The following is a 20,678-nucleotide window of genomic DNA, read 5'->3' on the forward strand; positions in this document are numbered from 1 at the left end:
CCCGGCCCCGAGGCCCCCGGAGCGATCACTCGGTGATCACTTTCCGGGGGCCTTCCTCGTTCCTCCGGGCAAGGTCATATGCTGCGTCCTATGACGATTGAGCCGGAGCAGCAGATCGGTGTGGGCACGCAGGACGCGTTCCAGCGTCTGTGGACGCCCCACCGGATGGCCTACATCCAGGGCGAGAACAAGCCGACCGGCCCCGACGCCGGGGACGGCTGCCCCTTCTGCGGGATTCCGGAGATGTCCGACCAGGACGGCCTGGTCGTGGCGCGGGGGAAGCACGTCTACGCCGTGCTGAACCTCTATCCGTACAACGGCGGCCACCTGATGGTCGTCCCGTACCGGCACGTCGCCGACTACACCGAGCTGGACGGCCCGGAGACGGCGGAGCTGGCCGACCTGACCAAGCGGGCCATGGTCGCGCTGCGCAAGGCGTCCGGGGCGCACGGCTTCAACATCGGCATGAACCAGGGCGCCGCAGCGGGCGCCGGCATCGCCGCGCACCTGCACCAGCACATCGTGCCGCGCTGGGGCGGGGACACGAACTTCATGCCGGTCGTCGGGCACACCAAGGTGCTGCCGCAACTCCTCGCGGACACCCGGCAGATGCTCGCCGACGCCTGGCCGAACGACTAGCCCTCCCGGCGCCGGGAGAGCCGCTGGGCCAGGACCGCCTCCACGTCGAACTCGGTGAGGTGGAGGGGCGGTCCCGGCGGGGGCCGGCGCAGGGCGGTGCGGATCTTCTCGTTGATCTCCGCCAGGACCGCACGGGCGCGGCCCTCGGTCGGGGCCGTCAGGGCCGCCTCGTGGGCGTCCTCGGCCTCCTTGCGCAGGGCCAGGGAGGGCGGCAGCGGGGAGAAGCCCTCACGGTGCAGCTTCCCCTTGATCCACCACAGTTCGTCGTACGGGGCGTCCAGGGAGGCCAGCGGCTTGCCGAGGCCCGGCAGCCGGGCGAAGTCGCCCCGGTCGGCGGCCTCCCTGATCTGCCGGTCCACGAAGGACTCGAAGCTGACCCCGGGCGGCTTGCGCTCGGTCACGGCGGCACCTCCCCGGGGCGGATCGGACCCCTCCAGCCTACCTACGCGTCGTAGACGTCCGCCTTGCGCGGGGCCGGCTCCTGGATCAGGCCGTTCATGATCGAGGAGCGGTTGGTGAAGGCCGACGTGTCCACGCCGTTCTCGTCCAGCACCTTGAAGGCCGCCGCGTGCACGGCCCGCAGGACCGGGGCCACCGTGCGCAGGGCGTCGTCCGCCATGAAGCGGTGGCGCCACATCGAGCCCGCCCAGACGTGCCGCAGGCCGAACGGCTCGGGCAGGACCAGCTTGCCGCCGAAGTAGTCCAGCAGCGGCGGGTACCAGGTCAGGGGGGCGCGCACGGCGAGGCGTACGACCTCGCTCGCGTCCACCAGCGGCAGCGGCCGCTCGACCGTCTCCCAGAAGCGGATCGATTTGGGGACCTCGACCACCGGCGGCTTGGACTTGGTGGTGAACAGGCCGTGCACGGGGCCCAGGGCGTGGGCGGTGACGTCCACGCGGAGGGTCTTGTAGAGCACGGTGACGGTGACCATCATCGTGATGACGAGCTGGCCGTCCCAGAGCGGCCACTGGATGCCCAGGTAGTGCCGGTTGCCGGCGCTGAACTGCTGCTCGTTGCAGATCCGGGTGATCTCGTGCGGCTTGACCAGGAAGGTGTCCACGTCCTCGCCGCCGGGCCGGGCCACCTCGGCGGCGCCCTCGCCGACGGGGGTGACGATCCAGTGCTGGATCGACGCGGGCGGGAAGCCGCCGGTGTGCAGGGGGCCGCGCTCCAGCTTGCGCAGCTGGGTGTCGATCGCGCGTATGACGTCCCAGCTGCGGAAGGGGTGGATCTCGTGGCCCTCGGTCTTCGGGGTCAGCTCCTCCGCCATCTGCCAGCTGCCCCAGCGGGTGCCCATGCCGAGGATGCCCTTGGGGCCGGCGTAGAAGACCGAGTTGCTGCGGTCCTCGGCGGTGAGCTTGGCGAGCTGGTGGCGCAGTTCCTCGCGGGCCTTCTCGTCGGGGTTGCCGGGGACGGCCTCGGGGATCTTGGCGGTGACCACGCCGCCGCCGCCCAGCAGGCCGTCCCAGCGCGAGCGCAGGTCGGCGGCGGTCCGCTCGCAGATCCGGCGGGCCCCGTACCAGCCGAGGACGGGGGCGACGATGGCGCCGAGCAGGTAGAGCTCCAGCAGTCCGCTGCCGGGCTGGCGGTAGGCCACGCGGTAGAGCAGGACGGCGGCGACGAGGGCGACGCCGACCAGCAGGGCGGTGCCGATCCAGGAGTTCTTCTTCGCCCCGTCCTTGGTGAGGGTCTTGCGCAGCTGGAAGAGGCCCAGCCACATCAGCAGGCCGGGCAGGAAGACCACTCCGCAGACCAGCATGATCAGGCGCAGCCGCCGGTCGCGCTCCTTGCGGATGCGGGAGGCGGACAGGCAGTGCTCCACGACGGTCTGCGGGTCGGCGCCGAAGGACTGGATGAGCGGCTTGCGGCCCGCGCCGAGGGTGCGGGCCTCGACGGCGCGGCAGAAGGCCTCGCCGAGGTTGGGTTCGAAGAGGGAGATCTTCGGGGGCTTGACCGAGGCCGGGTGGTTCTCGCTGTTGGCCGCGAGGATGTCCTTCAGCTTGGTGTCCCCGCCGCCGTCGCGGTACGCGGCGGAGGCGAGCGCGTTGGTCGCGGCGGTCTGTCCGCCGCCCCCCTGCAGAGGAATCTGTGCCCCGGGCCTGAAGTCGAAACCGTCGTCCGCCACCGCTGCCCCCATCGCCGTGCCACTGTGCTCTTTGCCGGTCGTGCTGTCGTGCCGTCACTGCTGTCGTGCTGTCGTGCGTGTTGCGCTCTGTCGTGGTCCGTTGTGCTCTGCGTCGCGCCGAAGAGCCTAGCGGCGCAGTCGATCCCATGGTCATGGGACAGGGAAATACCGCCCACCGCAAGCGGGTTGGGTGGGCGGTGGCCGGAGCGCCGGGTGTGCGCTATGTCAACGGGCTTCCCTTCTCTGCCTGTTCGCGAACCTTGTCCGCAAGGTGCGGGGGCATCGGCTCGTGCCGGGCGTAGGCGCGCCCGAACCGGCCCGTGCCGTGGGACACGGAGCGCAGGTCCACGGCGTAGCGGCCGATCTCGATCTCGGGGACCTCGGCACGCACCCGGGTGCGGCCGGGCTCGGCCTGGTCGGTGCCGACGACCCGGCCGCGGCGGCCGGCCAGATCGCTCATGACCGGGCCCACGTACTCGTCGGGGACGACGACGTCGAGCTCGGCGACGGGCTCCAGCAGGTGGATCGGGGTCTGGGCGGCGGCCTCGCGCAGGGCGAGCGCGCCGGCCGTCTGGAAGGCGGCGTCGGAGGAGTCCACCGAGTGCGCCTTGCCGTCGAGCAGGGTGACCCGTACGTCGACCAGCGGGTAGCCGGCCGCGACGCCGCGGGCGGCCTGGGCCCGTACGCCCTTCTCCACGGACGGGATGAACGAACGGGGCACCGCGCCGCCGACCACCTTGTCCACGAACTCGATGCCGCTGCCGGGCGGGAGCGGGTCCACCTCGATCTCGCAGATGGCGAACTGGCCGTGCCCACCGGACTGTTTGACGTGCCGGCCGCGCCCGGAGGCCTTCGCGCCGAAGGTCTCCCGCAGGCTCACCCTGTGCGGGACGGGGTCGACCTGGACCCCGTAGCGGGTGCGCAGGCGCTCCAGGGCGACGTCCTGGTGGGCCTCGCCGAGGGACCACAGGACGAGCTGGTGGGTGTGCGGGTTCTGCTCCAGGCGCATGGTGGGGTCCTCGGCGACGAGGCGGGCCAGGCCCTGGGAGAGCTTGTCCTCGTCGGCCTTGCTGTGGGCCTCGATGGCGAGGGGGAGCAGCGGTTCGGGCATCGCCCAGGGCTCCATCAGCAGGGGGGAGTCCTTGGCGGAGAGGGTGTCGCCGGTCTCGGCGCGGGTGAGTTTGGCCACGCACGCGATGTCGCCGGCGATGCAGGTGCCGAGGGTGCGCTGCTGCTTGCCGAAGGGGGAGGTGAGGGTGCCGATCCGCTCCTCCACGTCGTGGTCCTCGTGGCCGCGGTCCTCCAGACCGTGACCGGAGACGTGGACGGTCTCCTCGGGGCGCAGGGTGCCGGAGAAGACGCGGACGAGGGAGACGCGGCCGACGTAGGGGTCGGAGGAGGTCTTGACGACCTCGGCGAGGAGCGGCCCGTCGGGGTCGCACACGACGTCGGGGCGCGGGCTGCCGTCGGGGGCGGTGACGGTGAGGGGGGCGCGTTCGGCGGGGGTGGGGAAGCCGCCGGTGATCAGTTCGAGGAGTTCGACCGTGCCCAGGCCCTGGCGGGCGCCGTCGGCGGCCGGGGCCGCCATCAGGACGGGGTGGAAGGTGCCGCGGGCGACGGCCCGCTCCAGGTCGTCGATCAGGGTCTTGAGGTCGATGTCCTCGCCGCCGAGGTAGCGGTCCATGAGGGTCTCGTCCTCGCTCTCGGCGATGATCCCCTCGATGAGGCGGGAACGGGCCTCGTCGATGAGGGCGAGTTCGCCGGGGTCCGGGTCCCGTTCGACGCGCCGGCCGGAGGTGTAGTCGTAAACGCGCCGGGAGAGCAGGCCGAGCAGACCGTGGACGGGGCGGTGGCCGTCGGGGCCGGGGGAGCCGAGCAGGGGGAGGTAGAGGGGGATGACGGCGTCCGGGTCGTCGCCTCCGAAGATCTCGCCGCACACGGAGGCCATCTGCGAGTAATCGGAGCGGGCTGCCTCCAAATGGGTGACGACGATGGCGCGCGGCATTCCGACGGCCTCGCACTCGTCCCACACCATCCGGGTCGCCCCGTCGATCCCGTCGGCGGCCGAGACGACGAAGAGGGCCGCGTCCGCGGCGCGCAGACCGGCCCGCAGTTCCCCGACGAAGTCGGCGTATCCGGGGGTGTCCAGGATGTTGATCTTGAATCCGGCCCACTCGACCGGGACCAGGGAGAGCTGGACGGAGCGCTGGCGGCGCTGCTCGATCTCGTCGTAGTCGGAGACCGTGCCCCCGTCCTCGACCCGTCCGGCGCGGTTCAGGGCCCCCGCGGTCAGGGCCAGGGCTTCGACCAGGGTGGTCTTGCCGGCGCCGCTGTGGCCGACCAGCACGACGTTCCGCACGGAGTCGGGGCGGTCGGCCGTCAGTGCCCTGCCGGCGGCCCCGGCCTGGTGTGATGTGGGTCCCATGATGCTCGTGCCTCCCGGTGTCGCGGTGGAGGAGGGTGATCGGGCTCCTTCGAGCTTTGCACCGGCGTCACACTGCGTCCATACGTCGTACCGGTCACGGACGGGCGCGCGAAGGGGCCGCCGGACGGGGTCGGCCGGAGGATCGCGCCGGGCGAACCGGAGGGTGCGGGGCACCCCGCACCCGGCGTGCTGGCTACGATGGGCCAGCCGGTGGCCGTGGTGGCCGCGCGGCCCAGCGACCCTCTGGGAAGGCCATGCTGAACAAGTACGCGCGTGCGTTCTTCACGCGTGTTCTCACGCCGTTCGCCGCTTTTCTCCTCCGTCGGGGGGTGAGCCCCGACGCGGTCACGCTGATCGGCACCGCCGGCGTGGTGGCCGGGGCGCTGGTCTTCTTCCCCCGGGGCGAGTTCTTCTGGGGCACGATCACCATCACCCTCTTCGTCTTCTCCGACCTGGTGGACGGGAACATGGCCCGCCAGGCCGGCGTCTCCAGCCGCTGGGGCGCCTTCCTCGACTCCACCCTCGACCGGGTGGCCGACGCGGCGATCTTCGGCGGCCTCGCGCTCTGGTACGCGGGCTCCGGCGACGACAACGTGCTGTGCGCGGTGGCGATCTTCTGCCTGGCCAGCGGCCAGGTGGTCTCGTACACCAAGGCCCGGGGCGAGGCGATCGGCCTGCCCGTCGCCGTCAACGGGCTCGTGGAGCGCGCCGAGCGCCTGGTGATCTCGCTGGTCGCCGCCGGCCTGTCCGGGCTCCAGACCTTCGGCGCCCCCTCGTGGCTCGGTGTGCTGCTGCCCGTCGCCCTGTGGGTGGTGGCGGCCGGCTCGCTCGTCACGCTCGTCCAGCGGGTGGTCACCGTACGCCGCGAGGCCGCCGAGGCCGACGCGGCGGCCCCCGCCGAGGGCGGCGCGGTCTGATGGGGGCGGCCAAGGACAGGCTGGTCGACGGGCTCTACGGGCTCGGCTGGGCCGGTGTCAAGAAGCTGCCCGAGCCGGCGGCGGCGGCCCTCGGCCGGAAGATCGCGGACGTGGCCTGGAAGCGCCGCGGCAAGAGCGTGCTGCGCCTGGAGTCCAACCTCGCCCGGGTGGTGCCCGACGCCGGGCCCGAGCGGCTGCGCGCGCTCTCGCAGGCGGGCATGCGCTCGTACATGCGCTACTGGATGGAGTCCTTCCGACTGCCGGCCATGGACCCCCGGCGGTTCGGCACGGACGTCTCCCTGAAGGACGACCACATCCTGAAGGAGGCCCTCGGCTCCGGCCGGGGCGTGGTCGTGGCCCTGCCGCACCTGGCCAACTGGGACCTGGCCGGGGCCTGGGTCACCAGCCATGTCGGCGTCCCCTTCACCACGGTCGCCGAGCGCCTCAAGCCCGAGTCCCTCTACGACCGCTTCGTGGCCTACCGGCAGAGCCTGGGCATGGAGGTCCTCCCGCACAGCGGCGGGGCCGCCTTCGGCACCCTCGCCCGCCGGCTCCGCTCCGGCGGCCTGGTCTGCCTGGTCGCGGACCGGGACCTGTCCTCCTCGGGCGTCGAGGTGGACTTCTTCGGTGCCACCGCCCGGATGCCCGCGGGGCCCGCGCTGCTGGCGCAGCAGACCGGTGCGGTCCTGCTGCCGGTCACCCTGTACTACGGCGACGCCCCGAGGATGTACGGCCGGATCCACCCCGAGGTGGAGGTGCCCGCGGCCGGGACCCGGACGGAGAAGACCGCCGCCATGACCCAGGCGGTGGCCGACGCCTTCGCCTCGGGGATCGCCGAGCACCCGGAGGACTGGCACATGCTCCAGCGGCTGTGGCTCGACGACCTGGAGGAGCGCCCGTAGTGAAGATCGGCATCGTCTGCCCGTACTCCTGGGACGTTCCCGGCGGCGTCCAGTTCCACATCCGCGACCTGGCCGAACACCTGATCCGCAGCGGCCACGAGGTCTCGGTCCTGGCCCCCGCGGACGACGAGACCCCCCTGCCCCCCTACGTGGTCTCGGCGGGACGGGCCGTACCGGTGCCCTACAACGGCTCCGTGGCCCGGCTGAACTTCGGCTTCCTGTCGGCCGCCCGCGTACGGCGCTGGCTCCACGAGGGCGTCTTCGACGTCATCCACATCCACGAGCCGGCCTCCCCCTCCCTCGGCCTGCTGTCCTGCTGGGCGGCGCAGGGGCCGATCGTGGCCACGTTCCACACCTCCAACCCCCGCTCCCGGGCGATGATCGCGGCCTATCCGATCCTCCAGCCCGCGCTGGAGAAGATCAGCGCCCGGATCGCCGTGAGCGAGTACGCCCGGCGCACCCTCGTCGAGCACCTCGGCGGGGACGCCGTGGTCATCCCCAACGGCGTCGACGTCGACTTCTTCGCGAAGGCCGAGCCCAAGCACGAGTGGAGCGGGCAGACCCTCGGCTTCATCGGGCGCATCGACGAGCCGCGCAAGGGCCTGCCCGTCCTCATGGCCGCCTTCCCGCGGATCGTCGAGCAGTGCCCGGACGTACGCCTCCTCGTGGCGGGCCGGGGCGACGAGGAGGAGGCCGTCGCCTCGCTCCCGGCCGCGCTGCGCTCGCGGGTGGAGTTCCTCGGCATGGTCTCCGACGAGGACAAGGCCCGGCTGCTGCGCAGCGTCGACCTGTACGTGGCCCCCAACACCGGCGGTGAGAGCTTCGGGATCATCCTCGTCGAGGCCCTGTCCGCCGGCGCGGCCGTCCTCGCCTCGGACCTCGACGCCTTCGCCCAGGTGCTCGACCAGGGCGCGGCCGGGGAACTCTTCGCCAACGAGGACGCCGACTCCCTCGCCGACGCGGCGGTCGCCCTGCTGCGCGACCCGGCCCGGCGCGCGGAACTGAGCGCCCGCGGCTCGGCCCACGTGCGCCGCTTCGACTGGTCGACGGTCGGCGCGGACATCCTGGCCGTCTACGAGACGGTCACCGACGGCGCGGCCGCCGTGGCCGCCGACGAACGCGTCCCGCTGCGCACCCGCCTCGGCTTCTCGCGGGAGGGCTAGCCTTCCCGGGTGACCCCGGGAAGGGGCGGGCGGCGCCCGGGAGCCGGTAGTCTCGCCGCCCGTGATCGAAAACCTTGTCTGGATCGCGGTGGCGCTCGGCGCCGTCGGGGTCTACCTCAGCTGGACCGCCGGGCGGCTGGACCGGCTGCACACCCGGATGGACGCCGCCCGCGCCGCCCTGGACGCCCAGCTCGTCCGGCGCGCCTCGGTCGTCCTGGAGGTGGCCACCTCCGGGGCGCTCGACCCCGCCTCCTCCCTCGTGCTGTACGAGGCCGCGCACGCCGCCCGGCAGGCCGAGGAGGAGCACCGCGAGGTCGCCGAGAGCGAGCTCAGCCAGGCCCTGCGCGCGGTGTTCGCCGACGCGGACCACGTCGAGGTGCTCAAGTCGGCCGCCGGGGGCGTGGAGGCCGCCGAGGAGCTGGCGGCGGCGGTGCGCCGGGTGCCGATGGCCCGGCGCTTCCTCAACGACGCCGTACGCGCCGCCCGCGCGCTGCGCAGGCACCGCAAGGTGCGCTGGTTCCGGCTGGCCGGGCACGCGCCGTTCCCGCTCGCCTTCGAGATGGACGACGAGCCCCCGGCCGACCTCGCGGACCGCCCGGCCTAGTAGGCCCAGGGCGGGCCCGGCACTGGGCCGATCGGGGTCCACCAGGGCCGCCGGGGACAAAACAAAGAGCCACCGGCTCCATATTGGCCCTTGTAGTGGACTGGTCGGTGGGGTTTCCTCTGCCGGGTAGTCCCGTCTTCCTTTCGAGTTCGTTTCGAGTGAGGTCAACCCGTGAGCACGCTTCCCACCTCCCCCCAGTCCGCTGAGTCGGCGATCGGCACGTCCCGCGTCAAGCGCGGCATGGCCGAGCAGCTCAAGGGCGGCGTGATCATGGACGTGGTCAACGCCGAGCAGGCGAAGATCGCCGAGGACGCCGGCGCCGTGGCCGTCATGGCCCTGGAGCGGGTTCCGGCCGACATCCGCAAGGACGGCGGCGTGGCCCGGATGTCGGACCCGAACATGATCGAGGAGATCATCGGGGCCGTCTCCATCCCGGTCATGGCCAAGTCCCGCATCGGCCACTTCGTCGAGGCCCAGGTGCTCCAGTCCCTCGGTGTCGACTACATCGACGAGTCCGAGGTCCTGACCCCGGCCGACGAGATCAACCACTCCGACAAGTGGGCCTTCACCACCCCCTTCGTCTGCGGCGCCACCAACCTGGGTGAGGCCCTGCGCCGCATCGCCGAGGGCGCGGCCATGATCCGCTCCAAGGGCGAGGCCGGCACCGGCAACGTCGTCGAGGCCGTCCGCCACCTGCGCCAGATCAAGAACGAGATCGCCCGGCTGCGCGGCTACGACAACAACGAGCTGTACGCCGCCGCCAAGGAGCTGCGCGCCCCGTACGAGCTCGTCAAGGAGGTCGCCGAGCTCGGCAAGCTCCCCGTCGTCCTGTTCTCCGCCGGTGGCGTCGCCACCCCGGCCGACGCCGCGCTGATGCGCCAGCTCGGCGCCGAGGGCGTCTTCGTCGGCTCCGGCATCTTCAAGTCCGGCGACCCGGCCAAGCGCGCCGCCGCCATCGTGAAGGCCACCACCTTCTTCGACGACCCGAAGGTCATCGCGGACGCGTCCCGCAACCTGGGCGAGGCCATGGTCGGCATCAACTGCGACACCCTCCCCGAGGCCGAGCGCTACGCCAACCGCGGCTGGTAAGGCACCCCACGATGAGCAATCCCCCCGTGATCGGTGTCCTGGCGCTCCAGGGCGACGTACGGGAGCACCTGATCGCCCTGGCCGCGGCGGACGCCGTGGCCAGGCCGGTCCGGCGTCCCGAGGAGCTCGCCGAGGTCGACGCCCTGGTGATCCCCGGCGGCGAGTCCACGACCATGTCGAAGCTCGCGGTCCTCTTCGGCATGCTGGAGCCGCTGCGCGAGCGCGTGCGCGCCGGCATGCCCGTCTACGGCACCTGCGCCGGCATGATCATGCTGGCCGACAAGCTGCTGGACGGCCGTGACGACCAGGAGACGCTCGGCGGCGTCGACATGATCGTCCGCCGCAACGCCTTCGGCCGTCAGAACGAGTCCTTCGAAGCGAAGATCGACTTCGCCGGCATAGCGGGCGGCCCCGTCGAGGGCGTCTTCATCCGCGCGCCCTGGGTCGAGTCGGTCGGCGCCGCCGCCGAGGTCCTCGCCACGTACGACGGCCACACGGTCGCCGTCCGGCAGGGCAACGTCCTCGCCACCTCCTTCCACCCGGAGCTGACCGGCGACGACCGCGTGCACGCGTACTTCGTCGACATGGTGCGCGCGGCGCTGTAATCAGGTCCCGGTAGGATCTGAGGTGAACACTGTTGGTTACGCGAAGGAGACAGGCGGATGTCCGGCCACTCTAAATGGGCTACGACGAAGCACAAGAAGGCCGTGATCGATGCCAAGCGCGGCAAGCTCTTCGCGAAGCTGATCAAGAACATCGAGGTCGCGGCCCGTATGGGCGGCCCCGACATCGACGGCAACCCGACGCTCTTCGACGCCGTCCAGAAGGCCAAGAAGCAGTCGGTCCCCAACAAGAACATCGACTCCGCGGTCAAGCGCGGCGGCGGCCTTGAGGCCGGCGGCGCCGACTACGAGACGATCATGTACGAAGGCTACGGCCCGAACGGTGTCGCGGTGCTCATCGAGTGCCTCACCGACAACCGCAACCGCGCCGCCTCCGACGTCCGCGTCGCCATGACCCGCAACGGCGGCTCGATGGCCGACCCGGGCTCCGTCTCGTACCTGTTCAACCGCAAGGGCGTCATCCTGCTGCCCAAGGCCGAGCTCTCCGAGGACGACGTCCTCGGCGCGGTCCTGGACGCCGGCGCCGAAGAGGTCAACGACAACGGCGACACCTGGGAGATCATCAGCGAGGCCACCGACCTGGTCGCGGTCCGCACCGCGCTCCAGGAGGCCGGCATCGACTACGACTCCGCCGACTCCAGCTTCGTCCCGACCATGCAGGTCGAGCTCGACGAAGAGGGCGCGCGCAAGATCTTCAAGCTGATCGACGCGCTGGAGGACAGCGACGACGTGCAGAACGTCTTCGCCAACTTCGACGTCTCGGACGAGGTCATGGAGAAGGTCGACGCCTAGTCTCCCCCCGCTGGTTGCCGTTTCGACGGGCCGACAGGACACACCTGTCGGCCCGTCGGCGTTGTCAGTGGCGCGGGATAGCCTGCACGCACTGGCGATCGAAGAGGGAGGGGGCGCGGTGCGCGTACTGGGCGTGGACCCGGGGCTGACGCGGTGCGGCGTCGGTGTGGTCGAGGGGGTGGCCGGGCGGCCCCTGACCATGATCGGTGTCGGGGTCGTGCGCACCCCCGCCGACGCCGAGCTGGGGCACCGGCTCGTCGCCATCGAGCGCGGCATCGAGGAGTGGCTCGACGAGCACCGGCCGGAGTACGTCGCCGTGGAGCGGGTCTTCAGCCAGCACAACGTCCGCACCGTGATGGGCACCGCCCAGGCCAGCGCCGTCGCCATGCTGTGCGCGGCGCGCCGGGGGATACCCGTCGCGCTGCACACCCCCAGCGAGGTCAAGGCCGCCGTCACCGGCAGCGGCCGGGCCGACAAGGCGCAGGTCGGGGCCATGGTGACCCGGCTGCTGCGGCTGGCCGAACCGCCCCGGCCGGCCGACGCCGCCGACGCGCTGGCCCTCGCCATCTGCCACATCTGGCGGGCCCCCGCCCAGAACCGCCTCCAGCAGGCGGTAGCCCAACACGCCTCCGCCTTGAAAGGCCGTACGAGATGATCGCCTTCGTCAGCGGCCCGGTCGCCGCGCTCACCCCCACCCTTGCCGTCGTCGAGGTGGGGGGAGTGGGGATGGCCGTGCAGTGCACCCCGAACACCCTCGCGGGCCTGCGCGTCGGCGAACCGGCCCGGCTGGCCACCTCCCTGGTCGTCCGGGAGGACTCCCTGACCCTCTACGGCTTCGCGGACGACGACGAACGCCAGGTCTTCGAGCTGCTCCAGACCGCCAGCGGCGTCGGGCCCCGGCTGGCCCAGGCGATGCTCGGGGTGCACAGCCCCGACGCGCTGCGGCTGGCCGTGGAGACGGGGGACGAGAAGGCGCTGACCGCGGTGCCCGGGATCGGCAAGAAGGGCGCGCAGAAGCTGCTGCTGGAGCTCAAGGGGAAGCTGGGGGCGGCCTCCGCGGTGGTCGGGGCGCAGCGGGTGCCCGTCGCGTCCGGGCCCGCGCCGTGGACGGAGCAGCTCACGGCCGCCCTCATCGGCCTCGGGTACGCCTCGCGCGAGGCGGAGGACGCGGTGTCGGCGGTGACGCCGCAGGCCGAGGCCGCCCTCGCCGCCGGCGGCGCGGCCCCCGTCCCCCAGCTCCTGCGGGCCGCCCTCCAGACCCTGAACCGAGCCCGGTGACGGACCGCCGCCGCGCGGCGCATCGCAGCCACCGCACCCGGTAACAACCAGAAGGCAGACTGAGCAGCGTGAACCGGTACGACGAAACCGACGCCCCCGAGCCCGACCGCCTGGTCGCGGCCGCCGCCGACGGCGAGGACACCGCCGTCGAGGCCGCCCTGCGCCCCAAGGACCTCGGTGAGTTCGTCGGCCAGGAGAAGGTCCGCCAGCAGCTGGACCTCGTCCTGAAGGCGGCCCGCCAGCGCGGCGCCACCGCCGACCACGTCCTGCTCTCCGGCGCGCCCGGCCTCGGCAAGACCACCCTCTCCATGATCATCGCCGCGGAAATGGGAGCGCCCATCCGGATCACCTCCGGCCCCGCCATCCAGCACGCCGGCGACCTCGCCGCGATCCTCTCCTCCCTCCAGGAGGGCGAGGTCCTCTTCCTCGACGAGATCCACCGCATGTCCCGGCCCGCCGAGGAGATGCTGTACATGGCCATGGAGGACTTCCGGGTCGACGTGATCGTCGGCAAGGGCCCCGGCGCGACCGCCATCCCGCTGGAGCTGCCCCCGTTCACCCTGGTCGGCGCCACCACCCGGGCCGGCCTGCTGCCCCCGCCCCTGCGGGACCGCTTCGGGTTCACCGGGCACATGGAGTTCTACGCGCCCGAGGAGCTCCAGCGCGTGGTCCACCGCTCCGCCCGCCTCCTCGACGTGGAGATCGACACCGCCGGCGCCGCCGAGATCGCGGGCCGCTCCCGCGGCACCCCCCGCATCGCCAACCGCCTGCTGCGCCGGGTCCGGGACTACGCGCAGGTGCGGGCCGACGGGGTGATCACCCGCGGGGTCGCCGCCACCGCCCTGCAGGTGTACGAGGTGGACGCGCGCGGCCTCGACCGGCTGGACCGCGCCGTCCTGGAGGCCCTGCTCAAGCTGTTCGGCGGCGGCCCCGTCGGGCTGTCCACCCTGGCCGTCGCCGTGGGGGAGGAGCGGGAGACGGTCGAGGAGGTCGCCGAGCCGTTCCTGGTCCGGGAGGGCCTGCTGGCCCGTACCCCCCGGGGCCGGGTCGCGACCCCCGCCGCATGGGCTCACCTGGGACTTGTTCCCCCGCAGCACCCGGGCGGCGGATCAAGCGGACAACAGGGCCTGTTCGGGGTCTGACGGCGCGGAGGTTCGACCGGTCAGGAACTGCGGTGCCATGCTGGGCGTTGTTCCATCGGTGTGGACTCGCCTAGACTCCGCCGATGCCGACCCTTCGGGTCGGCGTGCCCACCCCCGTAGAAAAAGGCCGTCTCCCGCGCGGTCGTGGATAGGATCTCCGTCCCGTGAATCTCGTGACACTCCTCCCGTTCATCGTGCTCATCGGGGCGATGTTCCTGATGACCCGCTCCGCCAAGAAGAAGCAGCAGCAGGCCGCGCAGATGCGCGACCACATGACGCCCGGCACCGGCGTCCGCACCATCGGCGGCATGTACGCCACGGTCAAGGAGATCGGCGACGACACCGTCACCCTTGAGGTGGCCCCCGGCGTCCACGCGATCTACGCCAAGAACGCCATCGGCGCCGTGCTGGAGGACGAGGAGTACAACCGCATCGTCCACGGCGTCACCCAGACCCCGGAGGACACTCCGGTCGTCCCCGACGACGCCTCGTCGCTGACCGAGGGCGAGGCTCCCAAGCTCGACCTGGGCAAGAAGGACGAGCCCAAGGGCGACGACGAGCCGAAGGACGGCAAGACCGACGGCGAGCCCGGCGCCAAGTAGCGGCGGGCAGGAGCCGCGGTGGTGCCCGACCGGCATCCGCCGCGGTTCCCGCAGTGAACTTCTGCGGGGGGCAGGGGTCCCCACCACACATTTCGTGGCCGTCCGCGTGCTGACCCGGCGCGGGACGGTTGGACAGGGAGATACGACAAGGTGGCAGCACCGAAGAAGGGCCGGCGGCCCACGGGGGCTCAGGGGAGTCCGGGGCGCGCCCTGGCCTTCATCCTGATCGCGATGGTGGCGCTCACCACGGGGATGTTCCTCTCTCATCAGACCACCCCTCGCCTGGGCATCGACCTGGCGGGTGGCACGAGCATCACGCTCAAGGCGAAGAGTGAGCCCGGCAAGCCGGACGCGGTCAACGAGACCAACATGAACACCGCGGTCGGCATCATCGAGCGCCGTGTCAACGGTCTCGGTGTCTCGGAGGCCGAGGTCCAGACCCAGGGCCGCGACCACATCATCGTGAACATCCCCAAGGGGACGAACGAGCAGCAGGCGCGCGAGCAGGTCGGCACCACCGCCCAGCTGTACTTCCGCCCCGTGCTCGCCTTCGCGGACGGCGCCCCCGCCGCCCCCGAGACCAAGCCGAGCGGCTCCCCGAGCCCGTCCGCGAGCGGTTCCGGCGCCCCGAAGGCCGAGGGCGGCTCCAAGCCGTCCGCGTCGGCCACCCCGTCGTCCAGCGCCACTTCCCAGGGCCGTGTGCTCAGCGAGGCCCTCAAGGCCCCGGGCACCCCCACTCCCTCGCCCTCGGCGAGCGAGTCGAAGAAGGCAGACGACAACAAGGCCACGCCGTCCGCCCAGGCCTCCGGTTCCCCGTCGGCCCCGGCCCCCGTGCCGACGCCGCCGGCCGACCCGGCCGTGGCCGGCCTCCAGGCGAAGTTCGCCGCGCTCGACTGCACCAAGGAGGAGCAGCGCGCGGCGGCGGGCAAGGGCGTCAAGCCCGAGGACCCGATGATCGCCTGTGGCAAGCGCGGCACCCAGTGGGGCAAGTGGATCCTCGGTCCCGCCCAGGTCGCCGGCACGGACGTGAAGGACGCCAAGGGCGTCATCGACCAGCAGCGCGGTCAGTGGATCGTCACCATGCAGTTCACCGACAAGGGCGCCGACAAGTTCGCCAAGATCACCGGTGAGCTCGCCACCAAGACGCCCCCGCAGAACCAGTTCGCGATCGTCCTCGACGGCGAGGTCATCTCCGACCCGTCCGTCAGCCAGGCACTGACCGGCGGCAACGCCGAGATCTCCGGCGGCTTCACCCAGCAGTCCGCGCAGGACCTGGGCAACATGCTCTCCTACGGCGCCCTGCCGCTGTCCTTCCAGGAGGACAGCGTCACCACCGTCACCGCCGCGCTCGGCGGCGAGCAGCTGAAGGCCGGCCTGATCGCCGGCGCCATCGGCCTGGCCCTCGTCGTGATCTACCTGCTGGTCTACTACCGCGGTCTGGCCTTCATCGCGATCGTCAGCCTCCTGGTGTCCGCGATCCTCACGTACACGATCATGGCGCTGCTGGGCAAGGGCATCGGCTTCGCCCTGAACCTGCCCGCCGTCTGCGGCGCGATCGTCGCCATCGGCATCACGGCGGACTCGTTCATCGTGTACTTCGAGCGCATCCGCGACGAGATCCGCGAGGGCCGCACGCTGCGTCCGGCCGTCGAGCGGGCCTGGCCGCGCGCCCGCCGCACCATCCTGGTCTCCGACTTCGTGTCGTTCCTCGCCGCCGCGGTGCTCTTCATCGTCACCGTCGGCAAGGTCCAGGGCTTCGCCTTCACGCTGGGTCTGACCACCCTGCTCGACGTGGTCGTGGTGTTCCTCTTCACCAAGCCCGTCATGACCCTGCTGGCGCGGACGAAGTTCTTCTCCAGCGGCCACCCGTGGTCCGGCCTCGACCCGAAGCGGCTCGGCGCCAAGCCGCCGCTGCGCCGGTCCCGCCGCACGGGCACCGGCCCCGTCCCCGCCCCCGTCGACGCAAAGGAGGCGTGAGATGTCGAAGCTGGGAGATCTCGGCGCCAAGCTGTACCGCGGTGAGGTCGGCTACGACTTCGTCGGCAAGCGCTTCGTCTGGTACGGCGTCTCCGTCCTGATCACCATCACGGCGATCGTGGCGCTGGCCGTCCAGGGCCTCAACATGGGCATCGAGTTCAAGGGCGGCGCCGTCTTCACCACCCCGAAGACGAGCGTGTCCGTCGCGCGGGCGACCGAGGCCGCGGAGAAGGCCTCGGGGCACGACGCGATCGTGCAGGAGCTCGGCACGGGCGGTCTGCGCATCCAGATCTCCGGTCTGGACACCGACTCCGCCGCCTCCGTGAAGAAGCAGCTCGGCACCGACCTCAAGGTCGACGCCGGCCAGATCAACGCCGACCTCGTCGGCCCGAGCTGGGGCGAGCAGATCGCGAACAAGGCCTGGACCGGCCTCGCGATCTTCATGGTCCTCGTGGTGATCTACCTCGCCATCGCCTTCGAGTGGCGGATGGCCGTCGCGGCCCTGGTCGCGCTGATCCACGACCTCACCATCACCGTCGGCGTCTACGCGCTCGTCGGCTTCGAGGTCACCCCGGGCACCGTGATCGGTCTGCTGACCATCCTCGGTTACTCCCTCTACGACACCGTCGTCGTCTTCGACGGTCTCAAGGAGGGCGCGAAGGACATCACCAAGCAGACCCGCTGGACCTTCAGCGACGTCGCCAACCGCAGCATCAACGGCACCCTGGTCCGCTCGATCAACACCACGGTCGTCGCGCTGCTCCCGGTCGCGGCCCTGCTGTTCATCGGCGGCGGCTTCCTCGGCGCGGGCATGCTCAACGACATCTCGCTGTCGCTGTTCGTCGGCCTCGCCGCCGGTGCGTACTCCTCGATCTTCATCGCCACCCCGCTGGTCGTGGACCTGAAGGAGCGCGAGCCGTCGATGAAGGCGCTCAAGAAGCGCGTGCTCGCCAAGCGGGCGGCCGCGGCCGCCAAGGGCGAGGACGTCGCCGACACCCCCGACGGGGACGAGGCCCCGCAGGTCGTGGGCCAGGGCGGCCAGGGGAGGCGGCGCCGGTGACCACCGCCAACTGCACCCCCGAGGTCCGTGAGCTACTGCTCAGCCGGATCACGGACGTCCACGACTACCCGAAGCCGGGCGTGGTGTTCAAGGACATCACCCCGCTGCTCGCCGACCCCCTGGCGTTCGGCGCGCTGACCGACACCCTGGTGGAGCTGGCCGGCCGGTACGGCGCGACGAAGATCGTCGGGCTGGAGGCGCGCGGGTTCATCCTGGCGGCCCCGGTCGCCGTGAAGGCGGGCATCGGCTTCATCCCCGTGCGCAAGGCCGGCAAGCTGCCGGGCGCCACGCTCGCGCAGGCCTACGAGCTGGAGTACGGGACGGCGGAGATCGAGGTCCACGCGGAGGACCTGTCGGCCGGTGACCGGGTCATGGTCATCGACGACGTCCTGGCCACCGGCGGTACCGCCGAGGCCTCGCTGGAGCTGATCCGGCGGGCCGGGGCCGAGGTCGCCGGCGTGGCGGTCCTGATGGAGCTGTCGTTCCTCCCCGGCCGGGAGAAGCTGGCCGGGGCCCTGGCGGGGTCCCCGCTGGACGCGCTGATCGTGGTCTGACCTTCCGCATCGTGCCCCGCCGGAACGGCGGGCCCCCGGGACACCCCGGGGGCCCGCCGTTCTTTCGAGCCGGGGTGGAACGGAGCTGGGGTGCCGTCTTGCGGAGCGGCCGAGGAGAACGGGGTGGCGGAACGCTCGCTACCATGGGTTATCCGGACCTGACCGGGGTGCCGGATCCTCCTCCGGACTGCGTCCGGGGGGACCCCCAGAGGAGCGCTCTTGCCAGACGAGGTCCAGCCACTCTCCGCCGCGCAGCCCGACCCCAAGGCCGACCCGGCCGCGGCGGCCGCAGCCACGCCCCCGCCGGCCCCGCCGGTCAAGCCCCTCCCGGCCAAGCCGGCCGGGTCCTCCAACCGGGTGCGCGCCCGGCTCGCCCGCCTCGGCGTGCAGCGTTCCAACCCGTACAACCCGGTGCTGGAACCCCTGCTCCGTATAGTCCGCAGCAACGACCCGAAGATCGAGACGGCCACGCTGCGCCAGATCGAGCAGGCGTACCAGGTCGCCGAGCGCTGGCACCGCGGCCAGAAGCGCAAGAGCGGCGACCCGTACATCACCCACCCGCTCGCGGTGACCACGATCCTCGCCGAGCTCGGGATGGACCCCGCCACCCTGATGGCGGGGCTGCTGCACGACACCGTCGAGGACACCGAGTACGGCCTCGACCAGCTCCGCCGCGACTTCGGCGACGCCGTGGCCCTCCTCGTCGACGGCGTCACCAAGCTCGACCGGGTCAAGTTCGGCGAGGCCGCCCAGGCCGAGACCGTCCGCAAGATGGTCGTGGCCATGGCCAAGGACCCCCGGGTCCTGGTCATCAAGCTCGCCGACCGCCTGCACAACATGCGCACCATGCGCTACCTCAAGCGGGAGAAGCAGGAGAAGAAGGCCCGCGAGACGCTGGAGATCTACGCTCCGCTGGCCCACCGCCTGGGCATGAACACCATCAAGTGGGAGCTGGAGGACCTCGCCTTCGCGATCCTCTACCCCAAGATGTACGACGAGATCGTCCGCCTCGTCGCCGAGCGCGCCCCCAAGCGGGACGAGTACCTGGCCATCGTCACGGACGAGGTGCAGACCGACCTGCGGGCCGCCCGGATCAAGGCCACGGTCACCGGCCGTCCCAAGCACTACTACAGCGTCTACCAGAAGATGATCGTCCGCGGCCGTGACTTCGCGGAGATCTACGATCTGGTGGGCATCCGCGTCCTCGTGGACACCGTCCGGGACTGCTACGCGGCCCTCGGCACCGTGCACGCGCGCTGGAACCCGGTCCCCGGCCGGTTCAAGGACTACATCGCGATGCCCAAGTTCAACATGTACCAGTCGCTGCACACGACGGTCATCGGACCCAACGGCAAGCCGGTCGAACTCCAGATCCGCACCTTCGACATGCACCGCCGCGCCGAGTACGGCATCGCGGCCCACTGGAAGTACAAGCAGCAGACCGTCGCGGGCGCCTCCAAGATCCGCACCGACGTCCCGCAGGCCGCCAAGGGCAGCGCCGGCCAGGACACCGTCAACGACATGGCGTGGCTGCGCCAGCTCCTCGACTGGCAGAAGGAGACCGAGGACCCGGGCGAGTTCCTCGACTCGCTGCGCTTCGACCTCTCCCGCAACGAGGTCTTCGTCTTCACCCCCAAGGGCGACGTCATCGCGCTGCCCGCGGGGGCGACCTCCGTGGACTTCGCCTACGCGGTCCACACCGAGGTCGGCCACCGCACCATAGGGGCACGGGTCAACGGCCGGCTCGTCCCGCTGGAATCCACCCTCGACAACGGCGACCTCGTCGAGGTGTTCACCTCCAAGGCCGAGGGCGCCGGCCCGTCCCGGGACTGGCTGGGCTTCGTCAAGTCCCCGCGGGCCCGCAACAAGATCCGCGCCTGGTTCTCCAAGGAGCGCCGCGACGAGGCCATCGAGCACGGCAAGGACGCCATCGCGCGGGCCATGCGCAAGCAGAACCTGCCGATCCAGCGCATCCTGACCGGCGACTCCCTCGTCACCCTCGCGCACGAGATGCGCTACCCCGACATCTCCTCCCTGTACGCGGCGATCGGCGAGGGCCACGTGGCCGCGCAGGGCGTCGTGCAGAAGCTGGTCCAGGCCCTCGGCGGCGAGGAGGCCGCCAACGAGGACATCGAGGAGAGCGTCCCGCCGTCCCGCGCCCGCACCAAGCGGCGCGGCAACGCCGACCCGGGCGTGGTCGTCAAGGGCGTCGACGACGTGTGGGTCAAGCTGGCCCGCTGCTGCACCCCGGTCCCGGGCGACCCGATCATCGGCTTCGTCACCCGCGGCAGTGGCGTATCGGTTCACCGCGCCGACTGCGTCAACGTCGACTCCCTCTCCCAGCAGCCCGAGCGGATGCTGGAGGTGGAGTGGGCGCCGACCCAGTCCTCCGTCTTCCTGGTCGCCATCCAGGTCGAGGCACTGGACCGCTCCCGGCTGCTGTCGGACGTCACGAGGGTCCTGTCGGACCAGCACGTCAACATCCTCTCCGCGGCCGTGCAGACCTCCCGCGACCGGGTGGCCACCTCCCGGTTCACCTTCGAGATGGGCGACCCGAAGCACCTGGGCCACGTCCTGAAGGCCGTACGGGGCGTCGAGGGCGTCTACGACGTCTACCGCGTGACCTCGGCCCGCAGGCCGTAGCCGGGCGACGGCACACACGACGGTGGGGGGCCCCCCCCCGCGGGGGGGGCCCCCCCCCCCGGCGGGGGGGGGGCCCGGGGCCGGGGGGGCCCCCCCCCCCGCCCCCGGGGTTGGGCGCCCCAGGGGGGGCACCGGGGGTGGGG

At 71.8% G+C, this 20,678-nt stretch carries 19 protein-coding genes; 16 read left to right on the forward strand and 3 right to left on the reverse strand.

All coding sequences use genetic code 11. The features are described from left to right. Nucleotides 1-78: 78 nt before the first annotated feature. Nucleotides 79-639 carry an HIT family protein gene (locus WDV06_RS23315; protein ID WP_395511716.1) on the forward strand — a complete coding sequence of 187 codons (561 nt, stop codon included), beginning with the start codon at nt 79-81 and terminating at the stop codon, nt 637-639. On the opposite strand, the gene WDV06_RS23320 is transcribed toward WDV06_RS23315, so the two are convergent. The 3 genes from WDV06_RS23320 to WDV06_RS23330 form a co-directional block, all read right to left on the reverse strand. Then, the gene (locus WDV06_RS23320) at nt 636-1,040 is read right to left on the reverse strand and encodes a DnaJ family domain-containing protein (protein ID WP_395511717.1); all 405 of its coding nucleotides are present in this window, start codon (nt 1,038-1,040) and stop codon (nt 636-638) included. The two genes, WDV06_RS23315 and WDV06_RS23320, sit on opposite strands and share 4 nt — an antisense overlap. Before the next feature lie 41 nt (nt 1,041-1,081). Beyond that, nucleotides 1,082-2,764 (reverse strand): hypothetical protein, encoded by a 1,683-nt coding sequence (locus WDV06_RS23325; protein WP_395511718.1) that lies wholly within the window; start codon nt 2,762-2,764, stop codon nt 1,082-1,084. Between the two features lie 220 nt (nt 2,765-2,984). Beyond that, nucleotides 2,985-5,189 (reverse strand): elongation factor G-like protein EF-G2, encoded by a 2,205-nt coding sequence (locus tag WDV06_RS23330; protein WP_395511719.1) that lies wholly within the window; start codon nt 5,187-5,189, stop codon nt 2,985-2,987. Nucleotides 5,190-5,443: 254 nt separating this feature from the next. On the opposite strand from WDV06_RS23330, the gene pgsA reads away from it, so the two are divergent. From pgsA to WDV06_RS23405, 15 genes are all read left to right on the forward strand, one after another. Next, the gene (pgsA, locus tag WDV06_RS23335) at nt 5,444-6,106 is read left to right on the forward strand and encodes a phosphatidylinositol phosphate synthase (RefSeq protein ID WP_395511720.1); all 663 of its coding nucleotides are present in this window, start codon (nt 5,444-5,446) and stop codon (nt 6,104-6,106) included. After that, on the forward strand, nt 6,106-7,008 hold the full coding sequence (locus tag WDV06_RS23340; protein WP_395511721.1) for a phosphatidylinositol mannoside acyltransferase: 903 nt from the start codon (nt 6,106-6,108) through the stop codon (nt 7,006-7,008). Before pgsA ends, WDV06_RS23340 begins: the two co-directional genes overlap by 1 nt. After that, a complete protein-coding gene (locus WDV06_RS23345; RefSeq protein ID WP_395511722.1) occupies nt 7,008-8,171 on the forward strand; it encodes a glycosyltransferase family 4 protein in 1,164 nt (387 codons plus the stop codon). Before WDV06_RS23340 ends, WDV06_RS23345 begins: the two co-directional genes overlap by 1 nt. Nucleotides 8,172-8,232: 61 nt before the next feature. Beyond that, complete coding sequence (locus WDV06_RS23350) at nt 8,233-8,775, forward strand: hypothetical protein (protein WP_395511723.1); 543 nt, start codon at nt 8,233-8,235, stop codon at nt 8,773-8,775. 171 nt (nt 8,776-8,946) lie between these two features. Then, a complete protein-coding gene (pdxS, locus tag WDV06_RS23355) occupies nt 8,947-9,864 on the forward strand; it encodes a pyridoxal 5'-phosphate synthase lyase subunit PdxS (RefSeq protein ID WP_395511724.1) in 918 nt (305 codons plus the stop codon). Nucleotides 9,865-9,875: 11 nt separating this feature from the next. Next, nucleotides 9,876-10,469, forward strand: a complete 594-nt coding sequence (pdxT, locus tag WDV06_RS23360; protein WP_395511725.1) for a pyridoxal 5'-phosphate synthase glutaminase subunit PdxT — start codon at nt 9,876-9,878, stop codon at nt 10,467-10,469. A 57-nt stretch (nt 10,470-10,526) separates the two neighbouring features. Beyond that, entirely contained in the window at nt 10,527-11,279 is a 753-nt protein-coding gene (locus WDV06_RS23365) for a YebC/PmpR family DNA-binding transcriptional regulator (RefSeq protein ID WP_395511726.1), read from the forward strand. A gap of 118 nt (nt 11,280-11,397) precedes the next feature. After that, nucleotides 11,398-11,934 carry a crossover junction endodeoxyribonuclease RuvC gene (gene ruvC, locus WDV06_RS23370; protein WP_395511727.1) on the forward strand — a complete coding sequence of 179 codons (537 nt, stop codon included), beginning with the start codon at nt 11,398-11,400 and terminating at the stop codon, nt 11,932-11,934. Beyond that, nucleotides 11,931-12,557 carry a Holliday junction branch migration protein RuvA gene (gene ruvA / locus WDV06_RS23375; RefSeq protein ID WP_395511728.1) on the forward strand — a complete coding sequence of 209 codons (627 nt, stop codon included), beginning with the start codon at nt 11,931-11,933 and terminating at the stop codon, nt 12,555-12,557. Before ruvC ends, ruvA begins: the two co-directional genes overlap by 4 nt. A 68-nt stretch (nt 12,558-12,625) precedes the next feature. Then, complete coding sequence (gene ruvB / locus WDV06_RS23380) at nt 12,626-13,699, forward strand: Holliday junction branch migration DNA helicase RuvB (protein ID WP_395511729.1); 1,074 nt, start codon at nt 12,626-12,628, stop codon at nt 13,697-13,699. Between the two features lie 164 nt (nt 13,700-13,863). Beyond that, nucleotides 13,864-14,301 carry a preprotein translocase subunit YajC gene (gene yajC / locus WDV06_RS23385; RefSeq protein WP_395511730.1) on the forward strand — a complete coding sequence of 146 codons (438 nt, stop codon included), beginning with the start codon at nt 13,864-13,866 and terminating at the stop codon, nt 14,299-14,301. A gap of 150 nt (nt 14,302-14,451) precedes the next feature. Beyond that, complete coding sequence (gene secD / locus WDV06_RS23390; RefSeq protein ID WP_395511731.1) at nt 14,452-16,278, forward strand: protein translocase subunit SecD; 1,827 nt, start codon at nt 14,452-14,454, stop codon at nt 16,276-16,278. Nucleotide 16,279: 1 nt separating this feature from the next. Further along, a complete protein-coding gene (gene secF / locus WDV06_RS23395) occupies nt 16,280-17,338 on the forward strand; it encodes a protein translocase subunit SecF (protein ID WP_395511732.1) in 1,059 nt (352 codons plus the stop codon). Continuing rightward, on the forward strand, nt 17,335-17,892 hold the full coding sequence (locus WDV06_RS23400; RefSeq protein ID WP_395511733.1) for an adenine phosphoribosyltransferase: 558 nt from the start codon (nt 17,335-17,337) through the stop codon (nt 17,890-17,892). Before secF ends, WDV06_RS23400 begins: the two co-directional genes overlap by 4 nt. A 219-nt stretch (nt 17,893-18,111) precedes the next feature. After that, nucleotides 18,112-20,535: a RelA/SpoT family protein gene (locus WDV06_RS23405; protein ID WP_395511734.1), complete on the forward strand. Its 2,424-nt coding sequence runs from the start codon at nt 18,112-18,114 to the stop codon at nt 20,533-20,535. Nucleotides 20,536-20,678 lie beyond the last annotated feature (143 nt).

It is taken from the genome of Streptomyces racemochromogenes, from assembly GCF_044129415.1.
GTDB classification, from domain to species: domain Bacteria; phylum Actinomycetota; class Actinomycetes; order Streptomycetales; family Streptomycetaceae; genus Streptomyces; species Streptomyces racemochromogenes_A.

Bases quoted from the DNA above. Each gene is read 5' to 3' on its own strand.
- secF (WP_395511732.1), top strand. From the start codon at position 16,280: ATGTCGAAGCTGGGAGATCTCGGCGCCAAGCTGTACCGCGGTGAGGTC.
- WDV06_RS23315 (WP_395511716.1), top strand. From the start codon at position 79: ATGCTGCGTCCTATGACGATTGAGCCGGAGCAGCAGATCGGTGTGGGC.
- pdxT (WP_395511725.1), top strand. From the start codon at position 9,876: ATGAGCAATCCCCCCGTGATCGGTGTCCTGGCGCTCCAGGGCGACGTA.
- WDV06_RS23340 (WP_395511721.1), top strand. From the start codon at position 6,106: ATGGGGGCGGCCAAGGACAGGCTGGTCGACGGGCTCTACGGGCTCGGC.
- WDV06_RS23365 (WP_395511726.1), top strand. From the start codon at position 10,527: ATGTCCGGCCACTCTAAATGGGCTACGACGAAGCACAAGAAGGCCGTG.
- pgsA (WP_395511720.1), top strand. From the start codon at position 5,444: ATGCTGAACAAGTACGCGCGTGCGTTCTTCACGCGTGTTCTCACGCCG.
- ruvA (WP_395511728.1), top strand. From the start codon at position 11,931: ATGATCGCCTTCGTCAGCGGCCCGGTCGCCGCGCTCACCCCCACCCTT.
- WDV06_RS23330 (WP_395511719.1), bottom strand. From the start codon at position 5,189: ATGGGACCCACATCACACCAGGCCGGGGCCGCCGGCAGGGCACTGACG.